The 21,632-nt window shown below is 58.8% G+C and carries 13 protein-coding genes; 12 read left to right on the forward strand and 1 reads right to left on the reverse strand.

The genetic code is table 11. The features are described from left to right. The first annotated feature begins 12 nt into the window (after window positions 1-12). From N645_RS0102860 to N645_RS17680, 8 genes are all read left to right on the forward strand, one after another. The gene (locus N645_RS0102860; protein ID WP_024460008.1) at window positions 13-1,368 is read left to right on the forward strand and encodes a phosphomannomutase/phosphoglucomutase; all 1,356 of its coding nucleotides are present in this window, start codon (window positions 13-15) and stop codon (window positions 1,366-1,368) included. A gap of 217 nt (window positions 1,369-1,585) precedes the next feature. Continuing rightward, complete coding sequence (gene galU, locus N645_RS0102865) at window positions 1,586-2,476, forward strand: UTP--glucose-1-phosphate uridylyltransferase GalU (RefSeq protein ID WP_024460009.1); 891 nt, start codon at window positions 1,586-1,588, stop codon at window positions 2,474-2,476. 3 nt (window positions 2,477-2,479) lie between these two features. Continuing rightward, window positions 2,480-3,886 carry a mannose-1-phosphate guanylyltransferase/mannose-6-phosphate isomerase gene (locus N645_RS0102870; RefSeq protein ID WP_024460010.1) on the forward strand — a complete coding sequence of 469 codons (1,407 nt, stop codon included), beginning with the start codon at window positions 2,480-2,482 and terminating at the stop codon, window positions 3,884-3,886. Between the two features lie 701 nt (window positions 3,887-4,587). Then, window positions 4,588-6,267, forward strand: coding sequence for a 30S ribosomal protein S1 (rpsA, locus tag N645_RS0102875; RefSeq protein WP_024460011.1), 1,680 nt, complete (start codon window positions 4,588-4,590; stop codon window positions 6,265-6,267). Window positions 6,268-6,473: 206 nt separating this feature from the next. Continuing rightward, window positions 6,474-7,709, forward strand: a complete 1,236-nt coding sequence (locus tag N645_RS0102880) for an acetyl-CoA carboxylase biotin carboxylase subunit family protein (protein WP_024460012.1) — start codon at window positions 6,474-6,476, stop codon at window positions 7,707-7,709. 32 nt (window positions 7,710-7,741) lie between these two features. Then, the gene (locus N645_RS0102885; RefSeq protein ID WP_024460013.1) at window positions 7,742-9,736 is read left to right on the forward strand and encodes a hypothetical protein; all 1,995 of its coding nucleotides are present in this window, start codon (window positions 7,742-7,744) and stop codon (window positions 9,734-9,736) included. A gap of 280 nt (window positions 9,737-10,016) precedes the next feature. Then, window positions 10,017-10,517 (forward strand): DUF6795 domain-containing protein, encoded by a 501-nt coding sequence (locus N645_RS0102890; RefSeq protein ID WP_152521607.1) that lies wholly within the window; start codon window positions 10,017-10,019, stop codon window positions 10,515-10,517. A 17-nt stretch (window positions 10,518-10,534) separates the two neighbouring features. Further along, window positions 10,535-11,695 (forward strand): lipase family protein, encoded by a 1,161-nt coding sequence (locus N645_RS17680; protein WP_081665824.1) that lies wholly within the window; start codon window positions 10,535-10,537, stop codon window positions 11,693-11,695. A 142-nt stretch (window positions 11,696-11,837) separates the two neighbouring features. Here N645_RS17680 and metH read toward each other — a convergent pair whose 3' ends face one another. Next, window positions 11,838-15,554 carry a methionine synthase gene (gene metH, locus N645_RS0102905; protein WP_051174230.1) on the reverse strand — a complete coding sequence of 1,239 codons (3,717 nt, stop codon included), beginning with the start codon at window positions 15,552-15,554 and terminating at the stop codon, window positions 11,838-11,840. Between the two features lie 675 nt (window positions 15,555-16,229). Between metH and nfuA the strand changes: the two genes are divergently transcribed. The 4 genes from nfuA to N645_RS16525 all read left to right on the forward strand — a co-directional run bounded on the left by nfuA (window position 16,230) and on the right by N645_RS16525 (window position 21,483). Beyond that, window positions 16,230-16,817 carry a Fe-S biogenesis protein NfuA gene (nfuA, locus tag N645_RS0102910; RefSeq protein ID WP_024460018.1) on the forward strand — a complete coding sequence of 196 codons (588 nt, stop codon included), beginning with the start codon at window positions 16,230-16,232 and terminating at the stop codon, window positions 16,815-16,817. A 141-nt stretch (window positions 16,818-16,958) separates the two neighbouring features. Beyond that, entirely contained in the window at window positions 16,959-18,146 is a 1,188-nt protein-coding gene (locus N645_RS0102915) for an efflux RND transporter periplasmic adaptor subunit (RefSeq protein WP_024460019.1), read from the forward strand. Then, on the forward strand, window positions 18,146-20,098 hold the full coding sequence (locus N645_RS0102920; RefSeq protein WP_024460020.1) for a MacB family efflux pump subunit: 1,953 nt from the start codon (window positions 18,146-18,148) through the stop codon (window positions 20,096-20,098). The genes N645_RS0102915 and N645_RS0102920 overlap by 1 nt, the downstream gene beginning before the upstream one ends. 5 nt (window positions 20,099-20,103) lie before the next feature. Then, window positions 20,104-21,483 (forward strand): efflux transporter outer membrane subunit, encoded by a 1,380-nt coding sequence (locus N645_RS16525; RefSeq protein ID WP_036159825.1) that lies wholly within the window; start codon window positions 20,104-20,106, stop codon window positions 21,481-21,483. Window positions 21,484-21,632: the final 149 nt, after the last annotated feature.

Raw genomic sequence — 21,632 nt, forward strand, 5'->3', positions numbered from 1 at the left:
GACGGAACGAAGATGAAACTGACCTGTTTTAAAGCCTACGATATTCGCGGCAAGTTGGGTGAAGAACTCAATGAAGACATCGTCTACCGCATCGGCCGCGCCTTTGCGGAATACCTCAAGCCCAAAACCGTCGTGGTGGGTGGCGACGTGCGAGAGACCAGTGAGTCCTTGAAGCTTGCCTGCGCCCGAGGCCTGCAGGACGGCGGTGCGGACGTGATCGATATCGGTCTGTGCGGCACTGAAGAGATCTACTTCGCCACCAGCCATCTGAAAACCGATGGTGGCATCGTGATCACCGCCAGTCACAACCCAATTGACTATAACGGCATGAAGATGGTGCGCGAGGGTTCTCGTCCCATCAGCGGCGATACCGGGCTGAACGATATTCAGGCCATGGCCGAAGCCAATGATTTCCCGGCCGTGGACGAATCCAAGAGAGGCGCCTACCGCAAGGGCTCGGTTCTGGAGGATTATATCCAGCATCTGCTGAGCTACGTCGATAAAGACAAGCTCAAGCCCATGAAGCTGGTGGTCAACGCCGGTAACGGGGCTGCGGGCCACGTCATCGATGCGATCGAGCCGCACCTGCCCATGATCGAATTTATCAAGGTCCACCACGAGCCGGACCCGACCTTCCCGAACGGTATTCCCAACCCGCTGTTGCGTGAGAACCGCGCCTCCACCAGCGAGGCTGTGATCAAGCACGGCGCGGACATGGGCATTGCCTGGGACGGCGACTTCGATCGCTGCTTCCTGTTTGATGAGAAAGGCGAGTTCACCGAGGGCTACTACATCGTCGGTCTGTTGGCCGAGGCCTTCCTGCTGAAGGTGCCGGGCAGCAAGATCATCCACGACCCGCGCTTGACCTGGAACACCATCGACATCTGCGAAAAGCACGGCGGCACCGCCATTCAGTCCAAAACCGGCCACTCCTTCATCAAGGAGCGGATGCGCAGCGAAGATGCCATCTACGGCGGTGAAATGAGCGCCCACCACTACTTCCGAGACTTCGCCTACTGCGACAGCGGCATGATCCCCTGGTTGCTGGTCGCAGAATTGATCGGACGTAAAGGGCAGACCCTGTCCGAGCTGCTGCAGGACTGCATCGATCGCTTCCCGTCCCCGGGCGAAATCAACAGCAAAGTGGACGATGCCGCCGCGGCCATTGACCGGGTATTCGAGCACTACAAGGACCAGGCCAAAGCCATCGACCGTGCCGACGGTATCACCATGGAATTCGACGACTGGCGCTTCAACCTGCGCATGTCCAACACCGAGCCGGTGGTACGCCTGAACGCCGAGAGCCGCGGCGACAAGAAACTGGTGCAGGAAAAAACGGACGAAGTTCTGGCGCTGTTGAATCAGTAAGTGCCAATGGATGAAGGTAACGGCGGATGCGGGCTTCGCCCTTATCCGCCCTACACGGGCTTCTGCGGCCCGACCCCAAACCCACGCACCTTGTTTCGCGTAGGGCGGATAAGGCCAAAGGCCGCATCCGCCGTAACCCAAACGTAACGCAACTCAACGTCTATCAATCAACCACCTGAACGCCAGGAACGACCCCCAACACTCAAGGAGACCACACATGCAGATCAAAAAAGCCGTCATCCCCGTCGCCGGTCTGGGCACCCGTATGCTGCCCGCCACCAAAGCCATCCCCAAAGAGATGCTGCCCGTGGTCGACCGGCCCCTCATCCAATACGTAATTGAGGAAGCGGCAGCGGCCGGCATCAAGGAAATCGTCCTGGTCACCCACGCCAGTAAAAACTCCATCGAAAACCACTTCGATACCAGCTTTGAGCTGGAAGCCCAGCTCGAAGCGCGTCTCAAGCGCTCATTGCTGGAAGAAGTCCGGTCCATCACGCCGCCGGGGCTGACCGTCATCTCCGTGCGTCAGGCCGAAGCCAAGGGCCTGGGTCACGCCATTCTATGTGCCCGCCCGGTGGTGGGGGAAGAGCCCTTTGCGGTAATGCTGCCCGACGTGCTGATCGACAAGCACCACTGCAACCTACGCAAAGACAATCTGGCGGCCATGACTCGCCGCTTTGACGAAACCGGCAGCAGCCAGATTCTGGTGGAGGAGGTACCCTGGGAACAGGTGCACAAATACGGCGTGGTCGACTGCGACGGTGCCCAAGTGGAAGAGGGCGAGTGCGCCGCCGTTAAAGGCATGGTGGAAAAACCCGAGCGCGACGCGGCTCCGTCCAACATGGCTATTGTCGGGCGCTACGTCCTGTCCAAGTCCACCTGGGATCTGCTGGCCAAAACCCAACCGGGCGCCGGTGGTGAAATCCAGCTGACCGACTCGCTGGACGCCCTGGTGACTGACGAGACCGTCGAAGCCTATCGCCTGGCCGGCAAGAGTCACGACTGCGGCTCCAAGCTGGGCTACATGATGGCGAACATCGAATACGGCGTGCGTCACCACGAAATTGGCGCACAGTTCGATGAATTTCTCAAAAGCCGGCAGGGCTGATCGATGATTGTTCCCGTTATCCTGGCGGGCGGCTCCGGGTCACGCTTGTGGCCGCTGTCGCGCAAACACTACCCGAAACAGCTGCTCAAGCTGTTTGGTGAAACCACCATGTTACAGCAGACTCTGCTGCGTCTGGACGGGGTGCCCGACTTGGGTGACCCGATTGTGGTGTGCAATGAAGAGCACCGCTTCATGGTGGCCGAGCAGCTCCAGGAAATCGGTCAGAGCCGCGCGTCGATCCTGCTTGAGCCGCTGGCGCGTAATACCGCGCCAGCCTTGGCGTTGGCGGCGGTTAAAGCGCTGACCCAGGAGGATGATCCGACGTTACTCGTGCTTGCCGCTGACCATATGATTCAGGGGGTTGAAGCCTTCCACAAAGCTATTGCCCAGGCGACCGACGCGGCAGACACCGACAAACTGGTGACCTTTGGCATCCAGCCAACCCGCCCCGAAACCGGCTACGGTTATATCAAAACCCGCCGGGAAGGGCAGGGTAGCCATCCCGTCGAGCGGTTCGTGGAAAAGCCGGACCTGGCCACCGCTGAGCAGTATCTCGCTGAGGGCGATTATTACTGGAACAGCGGCATGTTCGTGTTCCGTGCCAGTGCATTCCTCTCCGAACTGGAGCGATGCTCCCCGGAGGTGCTCAGCGCCGCCCAGCGGGCCTACGACAGAGCCAGCACAGACCTGGATTTTGTTCGCATCGACCGGGACGCCTTTGCCGAAGCGCCGGATATCTCCATTGATTATGCGGTCATGGAGAAAAGCCAGGCGGTGGTTTGCGTCCCGCTGGATGCGGGCTGGAGCGATGTCGGTTGCTGGCAGTCCTTTTGGGAGCTGTCCGAGAAAGACGCCAATGGCAACAGCTTTGTGGGCGATGCCATTGATGTGGATTCACGCGACACACTGGTCTTCACTCAAGACAAGCTGGTGGCGACCATCGGCGTCAATAACCTGATGATCATCAATACCCCGGACGCGGTTCTGGTGGCAGACAAGAGTCAGGCTCAGCAGGTGAAGAAGGTGATTGCCCGGATCGAGCAGGGTAACCGCACCGAGCATCTCCAGCACCGGGAGGTCTATCGTCCCTGGGGTTGCTACGATTCGGTAGATCAGGGCACCCGCTACCAGGTAAAGCGCATCCGGGTAAAACCCGGCGCCAGCCTGTCCTTACAGATGCATTATCACCGGGCCGAGCACTGGGTGGTGGTCAAGGGCACCGCCCAGGTGGAACTGGACGACCAGACGCTGCTGCTGTCCGAGAATGAGTCGACCTATATACCGGTCGGCACCCGCCACCGCCTGAGCAACCCGGGCAAAATCCCCCTGGAAATCATCGAAGTCCAGTCCGGCCCCTATCTGGGCGAAGACGACATCCAGCGTTTCGACGACAACTACGGGCGGGCCTAGGGTGCGAACTTCGTCGCGCAGTGCTCCGCCTGGGTAACCCCTTGTGAGACACGCCGTGAACCCATCCATGGGGGCTCGATCGCCTGCCGTCCAGGCAGGCGACGGTCTCACAAGGGGTTACCCAGCCTCCGCGGTGCCAGCTTAACGTTCCGGGAACTAGCACCTTTTCTTCTTTTACCCCGGGGAATGGCGGATGCGCTTCACTCCGATGCGTCGGACCGATCCGCCCAACGGCCGAGCGCAGTGGTATAGGTTTGCGTAGGGCGGATAAGGCCAAAGGCCGCATCCGCCGTTACATATGCCTCCATTGTTCGCTATTGGCACCGAGGTCTGCCGTGGGGTATGCCAGTTCGAGACTCTCTGAGGCATGGATGCCGATGAGAAGCCTCCATGGATGGATTCACGGCGGGTCTCGAACTGGCATACCCCGCGGCAGACCGGGCGTGATGCCAAGAACCCCGCCTGAGTCACCAATCCTTGCCATATCCCCCAAGATCTGCTAGCCTGCCGCGCTTGCTAGAGCGTGTATCCAGACCAATGTGTACAGACCCTGGCATGGGCAGCCCGGCTGGCGCCAGCTTTGAAAGCCGGATCCTGTCTCTTTCATAAACTGACCCGTACCACTGGCAGTACGGTAAACCCGTGACACCGCACCACAGACAAGCGGATCGATCGGGTACTAAAAGGTAGCATGAATGTCCATGAGCGAAAGTTTTGCTGAACTGTTTGAAGAGAGCCTGAAATCCGTCGATATGCAGCCGGGAACCATCGTGACCGGTGTTGTCATCGACGTCGACAAAGACTGGGTAACGGTACACGCCGGCCTCAAGTCTGAAGGCGTAATCCCGGCCAGCCAATTCCTGAATGAAGACGGCGAGCTGGAACTGCAAATCGGCGACGAAGTACAGGTCGCACTGGAAACCGTAGAAGACGGTTTCGGTGAAACCCGCCTGTCTCGCGAAAAAGCCAAGCGCGCTGAAGCCTGGAAAGTGCTGGAAGCCGCTCACTCCGCTGACGAAGTGGTCAAAGGCGTTATCAACGGTAAGGTCAAAGGTGGCTTCACCGTGGATGTATCCAGCATCCGTGCCTTCCTGCCGGGCTCTCTGGTAGACGTTCGCCCTGTGCGCGACACCACCCACCTCGAAGGTAAAGAGCTGGAATTCAAGGTCATCAAGCTGGACCAGCGTCGCAACAACGTTGTGGTGTCTCGTCGTGCCGTTCTGGAGCAAGCCAACTCCGAAGAGCGCGAAGAGCTGCTGGCCACCCTGCAAGAGGGTATGACCATCAAGGGTATCGTCAAGAACCTGACCGACTACGGTGCTTTCGTAGATCTGGGCGGTGTTGACGGCCTGCTGCACATTACCGATATGGCCTGGAAGCGCATCAAGCATCCGAGCGAAATCGTCAATGTCGGCGACGATATTGAAGTCAAAGTCCTGAAATTCGACCGCGAGCGCAACCGCGTTTCTCTGGGTCTGAAGCAACTGGGTGAGGATCCCTGGGTCAACATCACCGGTCGCTACCCGGAAGGCGTCAAGGTCAAGGCTGTGGTTACCAACCTGACCGATTACGGCTGTTTTGCCGAGCTGGAAGAAGGTGTGGAAGGTCTGGTTCACGTCTCCGAAATGGATTGGACCAACAAGAACATCCACCCGTCTAAAGTCGTGAATGTGGGCGACGAAGTGGAAGTCATGATCCTGGACATCGACGAAGAGCGTCGTCGTATCTCCTTGGGCATGAAGCAGTGCCAGGAAAACCCCTGGGACGTCTTCGCTCGCACCTACGCCAAGGGCGACAAGATCAGCGGCAAGATCAAGTCCATCACCGATTTCGGTATCTTTATCGGTCTGGACGGTGGTATCGACGGTCTGGTTCACCTGTCCGACATCTCCTGGCACGAAGCCGGCGAAGAGGCGGTGCGCAAGTACAAGAAGGGCGACGAGCTGGAAACTGTGGTTCTGGCCATCGACCCGGAGCGCGAGCGTATTTCTCTGGGCATCAAGCAGCTGGAGACCGACCCCTTCTCTGAGTACCTGGCCGAGAACGACAAAGGTTCCGTCATCAAGGGTACTGTGAAGGAAGTTGAAGCCAAGGGTGCGACCGTGACTCTGGCGGAAGATGTTGAAGCCTACCTGAAGGCCTCTGAACTGAGCCGCGAGAAAGTGGAAGATGCGCGCAACGTACTGAAAGAAGGCGAAGAAGTTGAAGCCAAGATCATCAGCGTTGACCGCAAGAACCGCACCATCAACTTGTCCGTGAAGTCCAAAGACGTTGCCGACGAGAAGGCCGCTGTTAAAGAGCACAGCGCCAAAACTGCTGAACAGGCTTCGCCCACCACCCTGGGTGACCTGATCAAGGCGCAGATGAAGAACCAGGACTGATCCCTCAGTCAGGTTGTTCTGAAAAAGGCCGGCATTTGCCGGCCTTTTTTTATGGCATCTTCGGTATATAACTATAAAGTCTATCGATACCATACGTGTCCCGGAGCTTATGGCTGGTACAGTGCACGCCTCTTGTCTATGTTTATAGATGGGCCCGTGCGATAGCGCTCGGGGTTGTACCATTGCCACGTCTGGAGAGTCCCACCATGAGTTCCAAGCACACTTTCAATCCTGAAAAAGGTTACGTCGCATTGTTGGGCTGGGCCCTGGGTGCTATTGAGGCGGCCGACAAGTTCGATCGCCGCTACGTGGTGGTGGCGCCGGAGTGGGCCGAAGACTACTGCAAAGAGCATGATATCCCCTACGTGCCCTGGAACTTTGAGCGGCTGAACGATCGCTCCATGGAAATTGCCCAGACTCTGAAGGACATGGGCGTGGATGTGGCGATTCCCCTGTTTGAGGAAACCGTGGAGTGGGCCGGTGCGATCAATTCGGTCCTGCTGGATAACCCGCGGCTGTTTGGTCAGTCCATGTTGCTGCGCGATAAAGCGTTAATGAAGCGCCGGGCACAGCTCGGTGGAATCCGCGTGGGCATTTTCGAAGAGGCCCATGACAAGGAAGATGTTATCCGGTTTCTCAAGCGCGTCAACCAGACACTGCTCAAGTTGGACGGTGACCCCAACGACCCCATTCATCTCAAGGCGTTTGATAAGGCGGGCTGTCTGGGTCATCGCGTCATACGTACCCCGGATGAAGTGGATTCGATTCCCGATGAAGAGTTTCCCGTGTTGATGGAGTCTCACCTGGACGGTTGGGAATTCGCGGTCGAGGCCTGGATTCACAACGGGAAAATCTGTTTCCTGAATATTTCTGAATACGTGACGCTCGGGTATTCCGTGTTCGTGCCGGCGACTCCGGAACTCGAGAAATACCGGCCTCAGATTACACAGCAAATCGAAAAACTGATCAAAACCTTCGATATTGATTTCGGTTTTGTCCATCCGGAATACTTTGTCACCAGTGATGGCGAAATGTACTTTGGCGAAGTCGCCTATCGTCCGCCCGGCTTCAAAGTATTTGAGCTTCTGGAGCGCGCTTATGGCTTCAACGCCTACCAGGGGTTGATCCTGTCGTTCGACCCGAAAACCACGGAAGAAGAGATCAAAGCCTTTTTCCCGAAAGAGGTGGTTGATGCCAAGGGTCATGCGGGCTGCTTTGGCGTTTACCCGCGTCGTCGGGTGGTCAGCAAGCTTGAGATTCCGGAGGAGACGGAAGATCATCCGTACTTTGATTTCCATGAGCTGACGCCGCCGGTCGAAGAGACGGTCACCAAGCGCACTGCCTTTGGCACCCATTGGGGTCTGGTTTACTTTTTTGGTGAAGACCCCTACACCATGCGGGATTTGCTCAAACACCAGGAAGAGCTGGATTTCTATGTATAATCAACTCCATTGCATGAGTTGAGGAGGCCGGCTTGAGCCTAACGGAAACGAACCACAGTGCCGAGGCGGACAAATTGGTCCGCCTCGGAAACCAGCTGGACGAAGCGATTGGACAACTGGCCGACAGCCGTGAGTTTGCCAAGATCACCAAGCTCCAGCGCCTGCTGGATATTGCCCGGCGAGTGCTATTGCTGGACGGCGGTTGTGCCTTTCTGGAGGCCCGCGCTCAGCGGCTGGAAGAGGCGGGCGTTTTTGAAGGGTCGGATTGGGCGCAGCCGCAGATCCTGATTCCGTCACTGACCACTTACTCGCTGAAAAGTCCGGATGCTTCGACGGTGGTGATTGAAGCCATCAGCGAGCTGCGCCTGCTCGCTATTGCCCTGGGTGATTATCAGCACCCGGGTATGTCCTCTGAGCAGGCCCATCATTACCTGACCCAGGTACTGGCCATCAACCTGGAGCTGCTCTTCGGGACGCCCAGTGAGGCGGAGAGGGAGCAGCAAGGCCGTCTCGCGCTGATTACCCGGTCCCTGTACCGACACCTGGCGGAGCGGATTGGCTACGAACACGTCATCGACAAGCTGATCGAAGAAATCTGGCGGATTTTGCAACAGCGGCCCATTCAGGTGGACAGCGTCAAGCGCATGATCACCCAGATTGCGGTCTGTCAGATCAATCCGACCATCGAGCTGGGTATCAGCGGGCAGGGCGCCGACCGATTGATCAGCAGCCTGTTTGGCCCCACCCAGGCCTGCCGCGAGGATCCGGGCGTAGAGGTTTACCAGGAGCGCCTTCAGGCAATGGATACCGGTGCGCTGCAGTACGAGGCGACCGGCTTCGCTCGTGCCATGCACGACACGGGGCTGGTGTCCCCTTATCATCCGGTACTGTTGCGCCATCTTTTGGAACATGGCGACCACCTCCTGTCAGAAGCACTGGGGTTGTCCAGTACCGGGCGCGATTGCCTGCTCTGCTATGGCGAACTGACCCGGGCGATTATCCACCAGGCGATCCACCCGCAAACCGCTCAGGGCGTCTATGGCCTGGCTCTGATGCTCGAACGGGGTATTCTCTACCAGCCGGCGGTCGCGCCGGCACTCTGGCGGCAGCTGGCGCTGCCCGTCTCGCCCTATTGTACCCAGCGGCTGGAAATGATTTTCGGGGCGCAGCCATCCGCCACCGCCTGGCTGATGCAGGGCGTATTGTGCATGCTGGGGCAACCGCTGGGCGTGGGGCAGGGCAACAACCCCACCTGTCAGTCGGCCCGGGCACTGTCCATGTGGGCTTATAACGACCCGGATTATCTGTTGCAGATGGTGGTCTGGGCGGCGCGGGATGATGAAATCATCATTCATTTTGAAGGTCAGCCGATTTCCTCGAGAGAGAGCGAAACCGGGGTTGCCGCCGATATCCCGATGGATCTCGATCCGGTCTCGCTTCTGGTGGTGCCACATCTGGACCGTATCTACGCCGAAATGGGGCGCCGCTGTATCGGGCGTGAGGGTGATCCACACCGTTGGGTGAACCCCGAGTTTCACGGTTGGTGGTCCGGCCGGGGGTTCCGCATCAATGTGGATGTCGCTACGGGAAACCTGTGGGAGCTGGATGATTTTCTGCGTCACTTCTACGCGAGCTACCACCCTTACTACAACGGCAATCAACCGTTGATCCATCCGCAGCCGGCGGGCATTGCCGTCACTGACAGCGCTGCACGGTTTGTGGGGTGGCATGCGATCACCATTTTGCGGGTAGCGCTCGACCCGAAAGAGGTGATGCGGGTGTACTTCTTCAACCCCAACAATGACAGTGGTCAGCACTGGGGAGATGATGTATTGGTTAGCACCGCGGGCAATGGCGAGCGTTTTGGCGAGTCCTCATTGCCGTTTGAGCAGTTCGCGTCGCGCCTGTACATTTTTCATTACGACCCGCTCGAACGAGGCGAACTCGCCAATATTACCGACGAAGAACTCAGCCGCGTCAAAGACCGCATCCACCGCAGTTGGGGCGCCGACCGACAGCCCTCATAAAGGTCACATGGCCTGGATTACGGCGGAAACCACAGCAGCTCGCGTAGGGGCCGAGCGCAGCGATTGGACCGCGCATCCGCCGTTCCCTTCCCGCGGTAATCGTATGACAGATCGGCCCGACGCATCGGAGCCTTCGGCGCATCCGCCAAATAATCCCCCAACCGTGACCAACACCTCACTTTCCACGTGTCCCTCATCGAACCCCTTGACGATATTTCACCGCCTTCGGTATCTTTCCTGAATCCAACGGAAATGCTTCACCGGTACAAAGGATGGCCCCATGATTCGACCTCGAAGACTCCCCTCCGTACTGCTCGGCATCGCCGTATTCTTTTTAATCTGTTCACCGCAAGGAGCTGCCATGGCGTTTTTTTCAAAGAAGGAAGTGGTTGTCGGTTCTCCTATGGAGGGGGTTTTAAGCTATAAAGGCAAACCCGCCTCCGGAGCCCAGTTGAGACGACATTTGCGTTGGAAAGATGAAACGGGCGTAACAGACACGGTTGTTGCTGACCAGAACGGCCATTTCTCGTTGCCTGCTGTCACTGATTCATGGCGACCGTTGTTGCCCGCTGAGTTTGTTGCACATCAAAAAGTGTATGTCGAATATCAGGGCGAGGAGTACTTGATCTGGACTATGGGTAAAATGGATGAAAGCCTTTACGGTGAGTTGGGCGGCAAGCCTAACGATCTGATCTGTGAGATAACAGGGGAGCTGGCCCGTGTTGAAGTGGATCATGGTATGCTCGGCACGGTGTGTCGCTGGAGTTCAATCGATCGATAGACAAGGAGAGGTTAGCCATGGAATTGGAACCTATACAGGCATCAAAGTTGGCAGAAGAAGTGTACACAGTTCAGGATAAGGACATGTTGGGTCTCTTTTTGAGACGCCCCGAATTCTCGAGAAATGAGCGGTCGAAAGCGGTACTCCAAGCAAATATAGGAACACGACTGCTTAGCGCCAAGGATGCATTTGCTGTTTGCGCTGCAGGCGGAGGTGCTCGAAGCAATGAACTATTTCTTATCTTCCGCGGCTCCACTTGGGCCAACTACGGCGCCGATTGGGCCAGCAACGCCAGAATCGGTCTGGAGCGCGGCAGAACCGGCACCTTGGTCCACATCGGTTTTAACCAGATCTTCAGTAGCCTCCTGCCACAACTGAAAGATTTCCTCGATAAACATCCGCATATTTCCGGTCCCATTCACTGCATCGGTCACAGTCTGGGCGGGGCAGTGGCGTCGTTGGTGGCAGACTGGCTCAAAGGCCAACGTCGCAACCCGGTCAAACTCTACACCTTTGGCGCACCCCGTGTCGGGCTGGAGGGCTTTGCTCGGCATCTTACGAACAGGGCTCCCTCGAGCAATATTTACCGTGTTTACCATAAAACCGATCCCGTCCCGATGATTCCGGTTTACCCCTACCGCCACCCGCCATCACCCGGTGATGGCTATCACATTCCCTGGGGCCGAGGCGCCATTTCCTTCGCCGCCCACCGTATCGGTCACTATGTGGACAGCACTCGTCAGTGCAGTTGGTTGGCGTTGAAAGGACGTCCCAACCCCGAGCTGGGAGAAGAGGCGCTCAAACAATGGTTGTCTCGAGATACTCTGGATAATCCCGCGGATCCGTCGGTTTGGGAGCGGGTCAATAGTGCGATGGCGTGGGTGCTGAGGAAAATCAGTGTGGTGTTTGTGGCGCCGATTCAGGCGGCATTCATGGGCGGGCTGACCTTGGCGGACCGAATTGCGCTGGCCTTACGGCAGGGCGTTGATGCGTCCAAAGACGCCGGGTTCTGGGTGTTGCGGTTGATGCGGCGAATCATGAAGCTATTGGGTTTTGGTGCGATTGCGGAGACGACGGCGGAGCTCACCAGAGAGCTCATGCGTTGGGTGCTGATCCGGTTGATCGATCGAATGACCCAGATGGCGCAACGGGCTTTGCGGCAGTTGCGGGGTGGGTGATAGGTCTGGTGCGGCTTTACGGTTTGCCGTTAGTTCGTAACGGCGGATGCGGCTTGCGCCTTATCCGCCCTACGCGAGCTGCCGTGGTATCCGTAGGGCGGATAAGGGCGAAGCCCGCATCCGCCGTCACTGACTGGAATGGTTACTCAGTCCCCGGCTCATACCCAAGCACCGGGCTCAACCAGCGCTCCATTTCGGTCAGGCTCATGCCCTTGCGCTTGGCCAGGCTCTCCACCTGATCCTTCTGGATTTTCCCCACATTGAAATACTTGGATTTCGGGTGGGAGAAATACCAGCCGGAGACCGCGGCGGTGGGGTACATGGCAAAGCTGTCGGTCAGTTCGAGGCCGGAGTTCTTCTCCGCATCCAACACCCGGAACAGCGTCGCTTTCTCGGTGTGGTCCGGGCATGCCGGGTAACCCGGGGCAGGGCGGATGCCCTGGTATTTTTCCCGGATCAACTCGTCGTTGCTCAACGTCTCATCCGGCTGATAGCCCCAGAACTCGGTTCGTACCCGGCGGTGCATATGCTCGGCAAACGCTTCGGCGAGACGGTCGGCCAGGGCTTTGACCATGATTGCGTTGTAATCGTCTCCGGCCGCTTCGTACTCTTTCGCCAGCTCTTCGGCGCCGATACCCGCAGTGACCGCAAAGCCGCCGATGTAATCCTGCTTACCGCTGTCCTTGGGCGCGACGAAGTCCGCCAGTGAATAGTTGGCCGGATCATTACCCGGCTTCTGGTTCTGTTGGCGAATGTGATGCAGGGTGTCGATCACCTTGCCATGGTCGTCATAAATTTCGATATCGTCGTGGTTGACCGTGTTGGCGGGCCAGAGACCAATGACACCGCGTGCCTTCAGGCGTTTCTCGTCGATCAGCTTGCGCAGCATTTTCTGGGCGTCGTCAAACAGGTTGCGGGCCGCCTCGCCGACGACTTCATCGTTCAGAATTTTCGGGTACTTGCCGGCCAGATCCCAGGACATGAAGAAGGGTGTCCAGTCGACAGTATCCAGCAGGTCTTCCAGTGGGTAGTCATCAAAAACCTTCAGGCCGGTAAAGGTCGGGGCAGGGGGCGTGTAGTCGTCCCAGTCCATCGCCGGTGCATTCTCGATCGCTTTCGGGTAGGTGCGCAGGGTGCCGCGCGGCTTTCGGTTGGCATTGCGCTCGCGCACCTTGTCGTATTCGGCCTGCAGGTCGGCGACGAACTTCGGGCGGTTGGCATCCGAGAGCAGACTGCCCGCCACGCCAACGGCGCGGGAGGCATCGGCCACATACACCACCTGGTTCAGGTTGAACGCCGGGTCGATCTTGACCGCCGTGTGGGCCTTGGAGGTGGTAGCGCCACCGATCATCAAGGGTTTATCGATGCCCTGGCGTTGCATTTCCCGGGCGACGTTCACCATTTCATCGAGCGAAGGGGTAATCAGGCCGGACAGGCCGATGATGTCGCAGTTCTCTTCCACGGCCACCTTGAGGATTTTTTCGGTCGGAACCATCACGCCCAGGTCGACCACTTCGTAGTTGTTACATTGCAATACGACCCCGACAATGTTCTTGCCGATATCGTGCACATCCCCTTTGACCGTGGCCATCAGAATCTTGCCGTTGGGTTTGCTGGCCTCGGTTTTCTCCGCTTCAATAAAGGGCTGAAGGTAAGCCACGGACTGCTTCATCACCCGGGCGGACTTGACCACCTGAGGAAGGAACATCTTGCCCGCACCGAACAGATCGCCGACCACGTTCATGCCGTCCATCAATGGGCCCTCGATCACATCCAGTGGCTTGTCGGCGCGCTGACGGGCTTCTTCGGTGTCTTCGATGATGTAGGCGGTGATGCCCTTGACCAGTGAGTGCTCAATGCGCTTTTCCACGGCCCAGCTGCGCCACTCGAGATCTTCCTTTTTCTCGCCGCTGCTGCCGTCGCCTTTGTACTTTTCGGCAATCTCAAGCAGGGTTTCTGTCGCGTCGTCTTTGCGGTTGAGCACGACATCTTCGACTTTCTCTTTCAGCTCGGCGGGGAGGTCGTCGTACACCGCCAACTGGCTGGCGTTGACGATACCCATGTTCAGCCCGGCCTTGATGGCGTGGTACAGAAACACCGAGTGAATCGCTTCGCGCACCGGATTGTTGCCCCGGAAGGAGAACGACACGTTGGATACACCACCGCTCACACCGGCGTGGGGCAGGTTTTCCCGAATCCAGCGGGTGGCTTCAATGAAATCCACCGCGTAGTTGTTGTGCTCGTCAATGCCGGTGGCAATGGCAAAAATATTCGGATCAAAAATAATGTCTTGGGGCGGGAAGCCCACCTTGTCGACCAGAACGCGATAGGAGCGTTCACAGATCTCTTTCTTGCGCGCCGCGGTATCGGCCTGACCGTCTTCGTCAAACGCCATCACCACCACGGCGGCGCCGTACTTGCGGCAAAGTTGGGCGCGCTCGATGAACTCTTCTTCGCCTTCCTTCAGACTGATGGAGTTGACGATCGGCTTGCCCTGAATGCATTTCAGCCCGGCTTCAATCACGGTCCACTTGGAGGAGTCGACCATCACCGGCACCCGAGCAATATCGGGTTCGCCGGCAATCAGATTGAGAAAGCGCACCATGGCTTTCTCGGAATCCAGCATCGCCTCATCCATATTGACGTCGATCACCTGGGCGCCGCCCTCGACCTGCTCCAGCGCGACTTCCAGCGCGGTGGTGTAATCTTCTTCCACAATCAGACGCTTGAACTTGGCCGAACCGGTAACGTTACAGCGCTCACCCACGTTGACGAACAGGGAGTCCTTGGTGATGTTGAAGGGTTCCAGACCAGACAGGCGACAGGCCGGCGCAATGTCGGGCAGTGGCCGGGGGGCGTGCTTGGCCACGGCATCGGCAATCGCTTTGATGTGCTCCGGTGTGGTACCGCAGCAACCACCGATAATGTTCACCAGACCGCTGGCCGCAAACTCTTCGACCACGGCGACCATTTCCTCGGGGGACTGGTCATACTCGCCGAATTCATTGGGCAGGCCGGCGTTCGGGTGTGCTGACACCCAGCAGTTGGCCACCCGGGCCATTTCCTGCACGTAGGGGCGCAGTTCCTCGGCGCCCAGGGCGCAGTTCAGTCCCATGGAGAAGGGGCCTGAGTGGGCCAGGGAGTTGTAAAAGGCTTCGGTGGTCTGCCCGGACAGGGTGCGTCCGGAAGCATCGGTAATGGTGCCGGAAATCATCAGCGGCAGCTCAACACCGTTCTGCTCAAAATAGGTCTGTACCGCGAAGGTGGCGGCCTTGGCGTTGAGGGTATCGAATACGGTTTCGATCAGAATCAGGTCCGAGCCACCCTTGACCAGCCCGTCGAGGGCTTCCATATAGTTCTCGACCAACTCATCGAACGTAATGTTGCGCGCACCGGGGTCGTTCACATCTGGAGAGATGGAGCAGGTGCGACTGGTGGGCCCAAGCACCCCGGCGACAAAGCGGGGTTTATCCGGATTGTCGGCGGTGTACTCATCGGCGATTTCCCGGGCCAACCGCGCCGCGGCCAGGTTCAGCTCCGGCACGAGTTCTTCCATGTCGTAGTCCGCCATGGAGACGCGGGTGGAGTTGAAGGTGTTGGTCTCGACGATATCGGCCCCGGCGTCGAGGTAGCCTTTGTAGATGTCCTTGAGCATGGCCGGTTGGGTAATGGCCAGCAGGTCGTTGTTGCCGGCGACGTCCATGTGATAATCCGCAAAGCGCGCGCCCCGATACTCGGCCTCGGAGAGTTTGAGGTTCTGGATCATGGTGCCCATGCCGCCATCGAGAATCAGGATGCGCTCGCGCACCAGGCGATGGAGGGCGTCAATACGGGCTTGGCGATCGTCGGTCAGGCTCATGGATTACCTATCAAAGGGGATTGATTTGATTCGAAAGGGCGTGGATTTTACCAGAAATGGTGGCAGATCGCAGGTTCCAGCAAGTTGAAGTGATCTCGCGGAACACTTCGTCGCCGAGGGCTGCGGGAGGGAAGGGGTCTTTGAGGCACGCCGTAAACCCATCCATGGGGGCTCGATCGCCTGCCGTCCAGGCAGGCGACGTCCTCAAAGACCCCTTCCCTCCCTCCGCTGTGCCTGCATAGCGTTCCGGGAAATAGCACCCTAAATATCCGCTACATACCAATTCTGTAGGGTGGATAAGGGGTGAAACCCCGTCATCCACCGATCAATGCCGCTGTCATACTGAGTCACGGTGGATGACGTGCTACGCACTCTTATACGTCGGACCGATCCACCCTACGCGAGAGCGATCCACGAGACGTTGACGTTGGCACTGAGGGGCGGCATGGGGTAAGGCCTTTCAAGACCGTGGAGCGGGGGACCCGCGATGCGAGCCTACAGGGATGTATTTACGGCGTGTCTTGAAAGGCCTTACCCCATGCCGCACCGGACTTAGATCAACCTCAAACCCTGCCAAATCGACCCCCTTTGTCTCCAGGCCCAATATCCCGTAAAATACCCGAGTAAATCAATCAGGTATACGCCTGTCCCAGTATTGGAGGCCCGCACGCCACTATGGTCAATGTACAGATCACCGAATCCGCCCAGCAGTACCTCAAAGAGCTTCTGGACAAACAGAAGGACAGCGAGGGCGTCGGAATTCGCATGTTTGTTGCCAGCCCGGGAACCCCCCAGGCCGAGACCTGCATTGCCTACTGCCGCCCCGGCGAAGAAAAGGAAGACGACGAAATTGTCGAACTGACCGGCTTCAAAGCCTACTTTGAAGGCCGCAGCCTGCCATACCTGGAAGACGCCAAAGTCGACTACTCCCCGGACCGCATGGGCGGGCAGCTCACCATCCGGGCGCCGAATGCCAAAATGCCCCAGGTCAATGACGACAGTCCCCTGGAAGACCGCATCAACTACGTCCTGTACAACGAAATCAATCCGGGCCTCGCCTCCCACGGCGGCAACGTCAGTCTGGTGGAGATCACCGAGGACAACTACGCCGTGCTGCGCTTTGGCGGCGGTTGCCAGGGCTGTGGGGCGGTGGAAGTGACCCTGAAAAACGGTGTTGAAACGACACTGAAAGAGAAACTGCCCGAATTGGCGGGTGTTCGGGATGTGACCGACCACACCGACCGTACCAACGCTTATATCTGACGCGATCCTCCGTAGCCCGGCTTTACATCCGTGTTAACGGATGTAAAGCCGGGTTAAAGCCCGGTAAAACCGCTGCCAACCACGTCCTAACTGCCGCACAATAGCCGCTCCAATAAATATAGGCAGGAGCGATAGCAACGGATGGTGGTTTCCCGGCAACTTTTCAAAAAAGCGGTGCTTGTCAGCGCGCTCGTTCTGCTCACTCTGGTCGCGTTTCAGTTCTGGCCGAGCGGTTCTAACGACGAGGCGCTCGTCAGCGTGGAAGTGCGTCGCGGCAATATCGAGGCATTGGTTACGGCAACCGGCGTGTTACAACCCCGCACCTATGTGGATGTCGGTGCTCAGGTGTCCGGCCAATTGGAAACCCTGCACGTGCAGGTGGGTGATGAGGTCAAACAGGGGGATCTGCTCGCGGAAATTGACCCCACGGTGTACCTCGCCCGCGTCGATGGCACCCGAGCGCAGTTGCGCAACCAGCAGGCGCAACTGAAGGACCGCAAGGCGCAACTGACACTGGCCGAAATTCAGCTCCAGCGCCAGAAAAACCTCTTCGCCGAAGATGCGACCACCCGCGAAGCACTGCAAAGTGCCGAAGCGTCATTGCGTTCCGCCGAGGCACAGATCGAAGCGCTGAGTGCCCAGATCGATCAGACTCAGTCCACTTTGCGAGCCGAGGAAGCCAATCTCGAGTACGCCAAAATCTATGCCCCCATGGATGGCACCATCGTGACCATCGACGCCCGCCAGGGGCAGACGCTGAACGCCTCCCAAACGACCCCGATACTGATGCGCATTGCCGACCTGGACACCATGAGTGTCCAGGCTCAGGTGTCAGAGGCGGATATCGGCCAGTTGGAGGCCGGAATGCCGGTTTACTTCACCACCTTGGGCAATCAGGGGCGACGCTGGGAAGGGGAGTTGTCCCGGATTGAACCGACTCCCCTGGTCGAAAACAATGTGGTGCTCTATTACGCCCTGTTTGATGTGCCAAATCCCGGTGGACGCTTACTGCCCCAGATGACGGCTCAGGTGTTTTTTGTCGCCGGAGCCGCTGACGATGCCCTGATCGTCCCGGTATCCGCATTGCGCTACGGAGAGCGGACTCAGCGTAACAATGAAGCGACTTCCGGGAACGGACGATCGGCAACGGTTTCTGTGGTGAGCCCCGGCACTGAGCCGGCGTTACGGGAGGTGCGCGTCGGTGTCACCGATCGGGTGCACGCGGAAATCCTGTCCGGGTTGAGTGAGGGCGAGCGGGTTCTGCTCAGTGGACCGGAAAGCCGCAACCGGCGTGAGCAGGGTAGTGGCATTCCACGGATGTTCCGCTGATGTCGAGCACCCCCATCCTGAGCTTGTCCGGTGTTACCAAGAGCTACCACAACGGCGAGCTTGAAACCCGGGTACTGCACGGTATTGACCTGACGGTTTACCCTGGGGAGTTTGTCGCCATCATGGGCGCCTCCGGCTCGGGTAAATCGACCCTGATGAATATCATCGGTTGCCTGGACAAACCCACTGAAGGCCAGTATTGCTTCAACGGGCGCGACGTTGCCAATCTCTCGCCGGATGAGTTGGCCCAGTTGCGTCGGGAGTCTTTCGGCTTTGTCTTCCAGAGCTACAACCTCCTACCCGGCGCCAGTGCGCTGGAAAATGTCGAAATGCCGGCAATCTACTCTGCGCTCACACCGACTCAGCGGCGCGAGCGGGCCCGGGAACTGTTGTCCACACTGGGGCTGGCCGACCGGCTCGATCACAAGCCGAGTCAGTTATCCGGTGGCCAGCAGCAGCGGGTTTCGGTTGCCCGGGCGCTGATGAACGGCGGTCAGATCATCCTCGCGGATGAGCCCACCGGCGCGCTGGACAGTCACAGTGGACGGGAGGTGATGGCGCTGCTGCAATCCCTGTCTGAACAGGGCCACACCATTGTTCTGATCACTCATGATCCGGAGGTGGCGAAACACGCTCATCGGCGTATCGATATCAGTGATGGTCGGATTGTCGCCGATCCGGGCGCGGCTGAGCCGGTATCGGACGCGGAGCAGCCGTCCGACCAGCCCGCTCCCGATTGGCACCGCGACCCGCCGTTTGCCAACGAGCTGACCGAAGGCACCAAAACCGCCCTTCGCTCATTGGGCAGTAACCTTTTCCGAACGGCACTGACCCTCTTGGGTATTGTGATTGGAGTGGCCTCGGTCATCACCATGCTTGCCATCGGCGACGGCGCGCGCCAGGACGTTGTGGACCGGATCAGCTCCATGGGCAGCAATCTGTTGCTGGTTCGACCCGGCGGGCCAGACCAGCGCGGAGGGCGTTGGAGTGTGACCACTCTGGTGCCGGAAGACATGGACGCGATCAACCAGACCGTACCCAATATCATCGCCGCCATTCCCGAGCTGACCGGCGGCCAGACACTGCGCTACGGCAATTCGGATCACCGCGCCGAGATCAACGCGACCTCCTACGCGTTTCCAGCAGCGCGCCAGTGGTCGGTGGCGACCGGCAGCTTTTTTACCCTGGAGCAGCAGAACAACTACACCTCGGTGGCGGTTCTGGGGCAGACCGTCGCGGACTCCTTGTTCGGCGAAAAAAATCCGCTGGGCGAGTACCTCATGATTCACAACGTGTTGTTCCAGGTTATCGGAGTCATGGAAGAGCGGGGCGCGTCGCCCATGGGACAGGACCAGGACGATGTGGTGCTGGTGCCCTATACCACCGGAAGTCTGCGTCTGTTTGGCCAACAGCACCTGCGCAATATCACGGTTGCCGTGGCGGATACGGACCGGATGAATGCCACCCAGGATGCGGTTCATCAGTTGCTGCTGCAACGCCACGGCACCGAGGACTTCCAGATTCGCAACATGGCGTCATTGATTGAGGCGATCTCCGAAACCCAGGACACCCTGACCTGGCTGCTCGGCTCCATTGCCGCCATTTCCCTGTTGGTTGGGGGGATCGGTGTAATGAATATCATGTTGGTCAGTGTCACCGAGCGTACCCGGGAAATCGGTATCCGCATGGCAACCGGCGCGCGAACACGACATATTCTGCAACAGTTTCTGATTGAGGCCCTGGTGGTGTCTGCTCTGGGTGGCTTGATTGGCGTCGTGTTGGGGCTGTCGGTGGCGGCGGTACTGAGCTACTTCGGTACGCCCATTTACTACTCCCTGTTGCCGGTGGTGTTGGCGTTCAGTTGCGCCTTTGCCACCGGCCTGATTTTTGGTTATCTGCCCGCGCGCAAGGCCTCCCGGTTGAATCCGGTCAACGCCTTGGCCACGGAGTGAACGCGATGAAGTGCAACGTTTTTGCGGTCTGCTGCAGCCTGAGTGTCCTGGTGGGCTGTGCGAACATCGACCCTGTGCCGCGCCCCGAGATTGATCCCGACCTGACCTGGAACAGTGTTCTGGCAACATCCGGCGCGCGAGAGGACTCGAGTTCCTCCGCGAGCTGGTGGCAGGCGTTCGGCGCTGAACCGCTCGACGTCCTGATGCAGCAAGCCTTACAGAACAGCCCGGACCTGATGGCCGCGGAGCAGCGCCTGCGCCAGGCGGATTGGCAGATGCGTGCGACGGGCGCCTCGGTCTATCCAAGCCTCAATGCCGGCGCCGGCACCAGCGTGCGCAGTGATCAGGACGTCGAGGGCGATAGCCGCTCCTCGGAGTCGACTTCTGCCAATCTCGGGTTGAGTTATGAGCTGGACCTGTGGGGCAGGGTGGCGGCGGAACGAGCGTCCGCCCGCGCAGGTTTTCGGGCCAGCGAACAGGATTACCGCGCCGCTTACCTGAGCCTCACCGGTGCCATTGCCAACACCTGGTTTGAATACCAGGCGCTGCAGGCTCGCATTCAGATCGCCCGGGATAATATGGCGCTGAGCGAGCAGGTGATGACCGTCGTCGAGGTGCGTTATCGCAACGGCGTAGCCAGTGCGGCAGACGTCGCCCGTCAACGCACAAGCCTGTTGTCTCAGCGCGCGCAGCTCCCGCCGTTGCAATTTCAGGCGCAACAGACGCGCCGTGCTCTGGCGGTATTGCTGGGAGCCTTGCCCCAGACGCTAGCGGTTGAACCGCAGGCACTCAGCGACATCCGCTTGCCGGATATGAAGGCCCAGCCGCCCGCGGAAGCCATTTTCGCACGACCGGATGTGGCACGCGCCGAAGCGCAACTGCAAGCCGCCGATGCGGACGTGGCGGTGGCACGTCGGGCTTTTCTACCCTCCCTGAGTCTGAGTGCCGGTTTCAGCCTATCAACGGGGGAACTGTTTTCGTTGAGCGATGCGCGGGAATCCGACAATGCCGGGCTGTCCCTCAGTCAGTTGATTTTCGATGGCGGCCGCACGCGTGCCCAGAGCCGTCGGACGGAGGCGAGACGCCAGGAACTGTTGGCGCAGTACCGGCAGACGCTGCTGGTGGCGTTACAGGAAACCGATGATGCTCTGGGACGTGTGATTCTTGAGGCAGGGCAGGAGACAAGCGATCAGGCGATTCTGGCGGAAGCGGAACGGGCGCTGCGGCTTACGGAAGTGCGGTATCGGGAGGGCAGTGATGACCTGTTGACCCTGATCGACGCCCAGCGGAACCTGTTTCAGGCGAGGGAGCAGATTGTCGAGCGGCGTTTGAGTCGGCTGTCAGCGACGGTGGCTCTGTATCAGGCGTTGGGTGGTGTTCAGTAGGAAAGAGCGGCGAGTGGGGTGACGGCGGATGCGCTTTGCTCCGAAACGTCGGACCGATCCGCCCTACGGATGGTTTGGTGATTGCGTAGGGCGGATAAGGGCAAAGCCCGCATCCGCCGTCTCCATGCGCGACGTTACGTCGGGGATGC

Source organism: Marinimicrobium sp. LS-A18 (assembly GCF_000463525.1).
GTDB lineage: Bacteria > Pseudomonadota > Gammaproteobacteria > Pseudomonadales > Cellvibrionaceae > Marinimicrobium > Marinimicrobium koreense.

Bases quoted from the DNA above. Each gene is read 5' to 3' on its own strand.
- N645_RS0102860 (WP_024460008.1), top strand. From the start codon at position 13: ATGAAACTGACCTGTTTTAAAGCCTACGATATTCGCGGCAAGTTGGGT.
- galU (WP_024460009.1), top strand. From the start codon at position 1,586: ATGCAGATCAAAAAAGCCGTCATCCCCGTCGCCGGTCTGGGCACCCGT.
- N645_RS0102870 (WP_024460010.1), top strand. From the start codon at position 2,480: ATGATTGTTCCCGTTATCCTGGCGGGCGGCTCCGGGTCACGCTTGTGG.
- rpsA (WP_024460011.1), top strand. From the start codon at position 4,588: ATGAGCGAAAGTTTTGCTGAACTGTTTGAAGAGAGCCTGAAATCCGTC.
- N645_RS0102880 (WP_024460012.1), top strand. From the start codon at position 6,474: ATGAGTTCCAAGCACACTTTCAATCCTGAAAAAGGTTACGTCGCATTG.
- N645_RS0102890 (WP_152521607.1), top strand. From the start codon at position 10,017: ATGATTCGACCTCGAAGACTCCCCTCCGTACTGCTCGGCATCGCCGTA.
- N645_RS17680 (WP_081665824.1), top strand. From the start codon at position 10,535: ATGGAATTGGAACCTATACAGGCATCAAAGTTGGCAGAAGAAGTGTAC.
- metH (WP_051174230.1), bottom strand. From the start codon at position 15,554: ATGAGCCTGACCGACGATCGCCAAGCCCGTATTGACGCCCTCCATCGC.
- nfuA (WP_024460018.1), top strand. From the start codon at position 16,230: ATGGTCAATGTACAGATCACCGAATCCGCCCAGCAGTACCTCAAAGAG.
- N645_RS0102915 (WP_024460019.1), top strand. From the start codon at position 16,959: ATGGTGGTTTCCCGGCAACTTTTCAAAAAAGCGGTGCTTGTCAGCGCG.
- N645_RS0102920 (WP_024460020.1), top strand. From the start codon at position 18,146: ATGTCGAGCACCCCCATCCTGAGCTTGTCCGGTGTTACCAAGAGCTAC.
- N645_RS16525 (WP_036159825.1), top strand. From the start codon at position 20,104: ATGAAGTGCAACGTTTTTGCGGTCTGCTGCAGCCTGAGTGTCCTGGTG.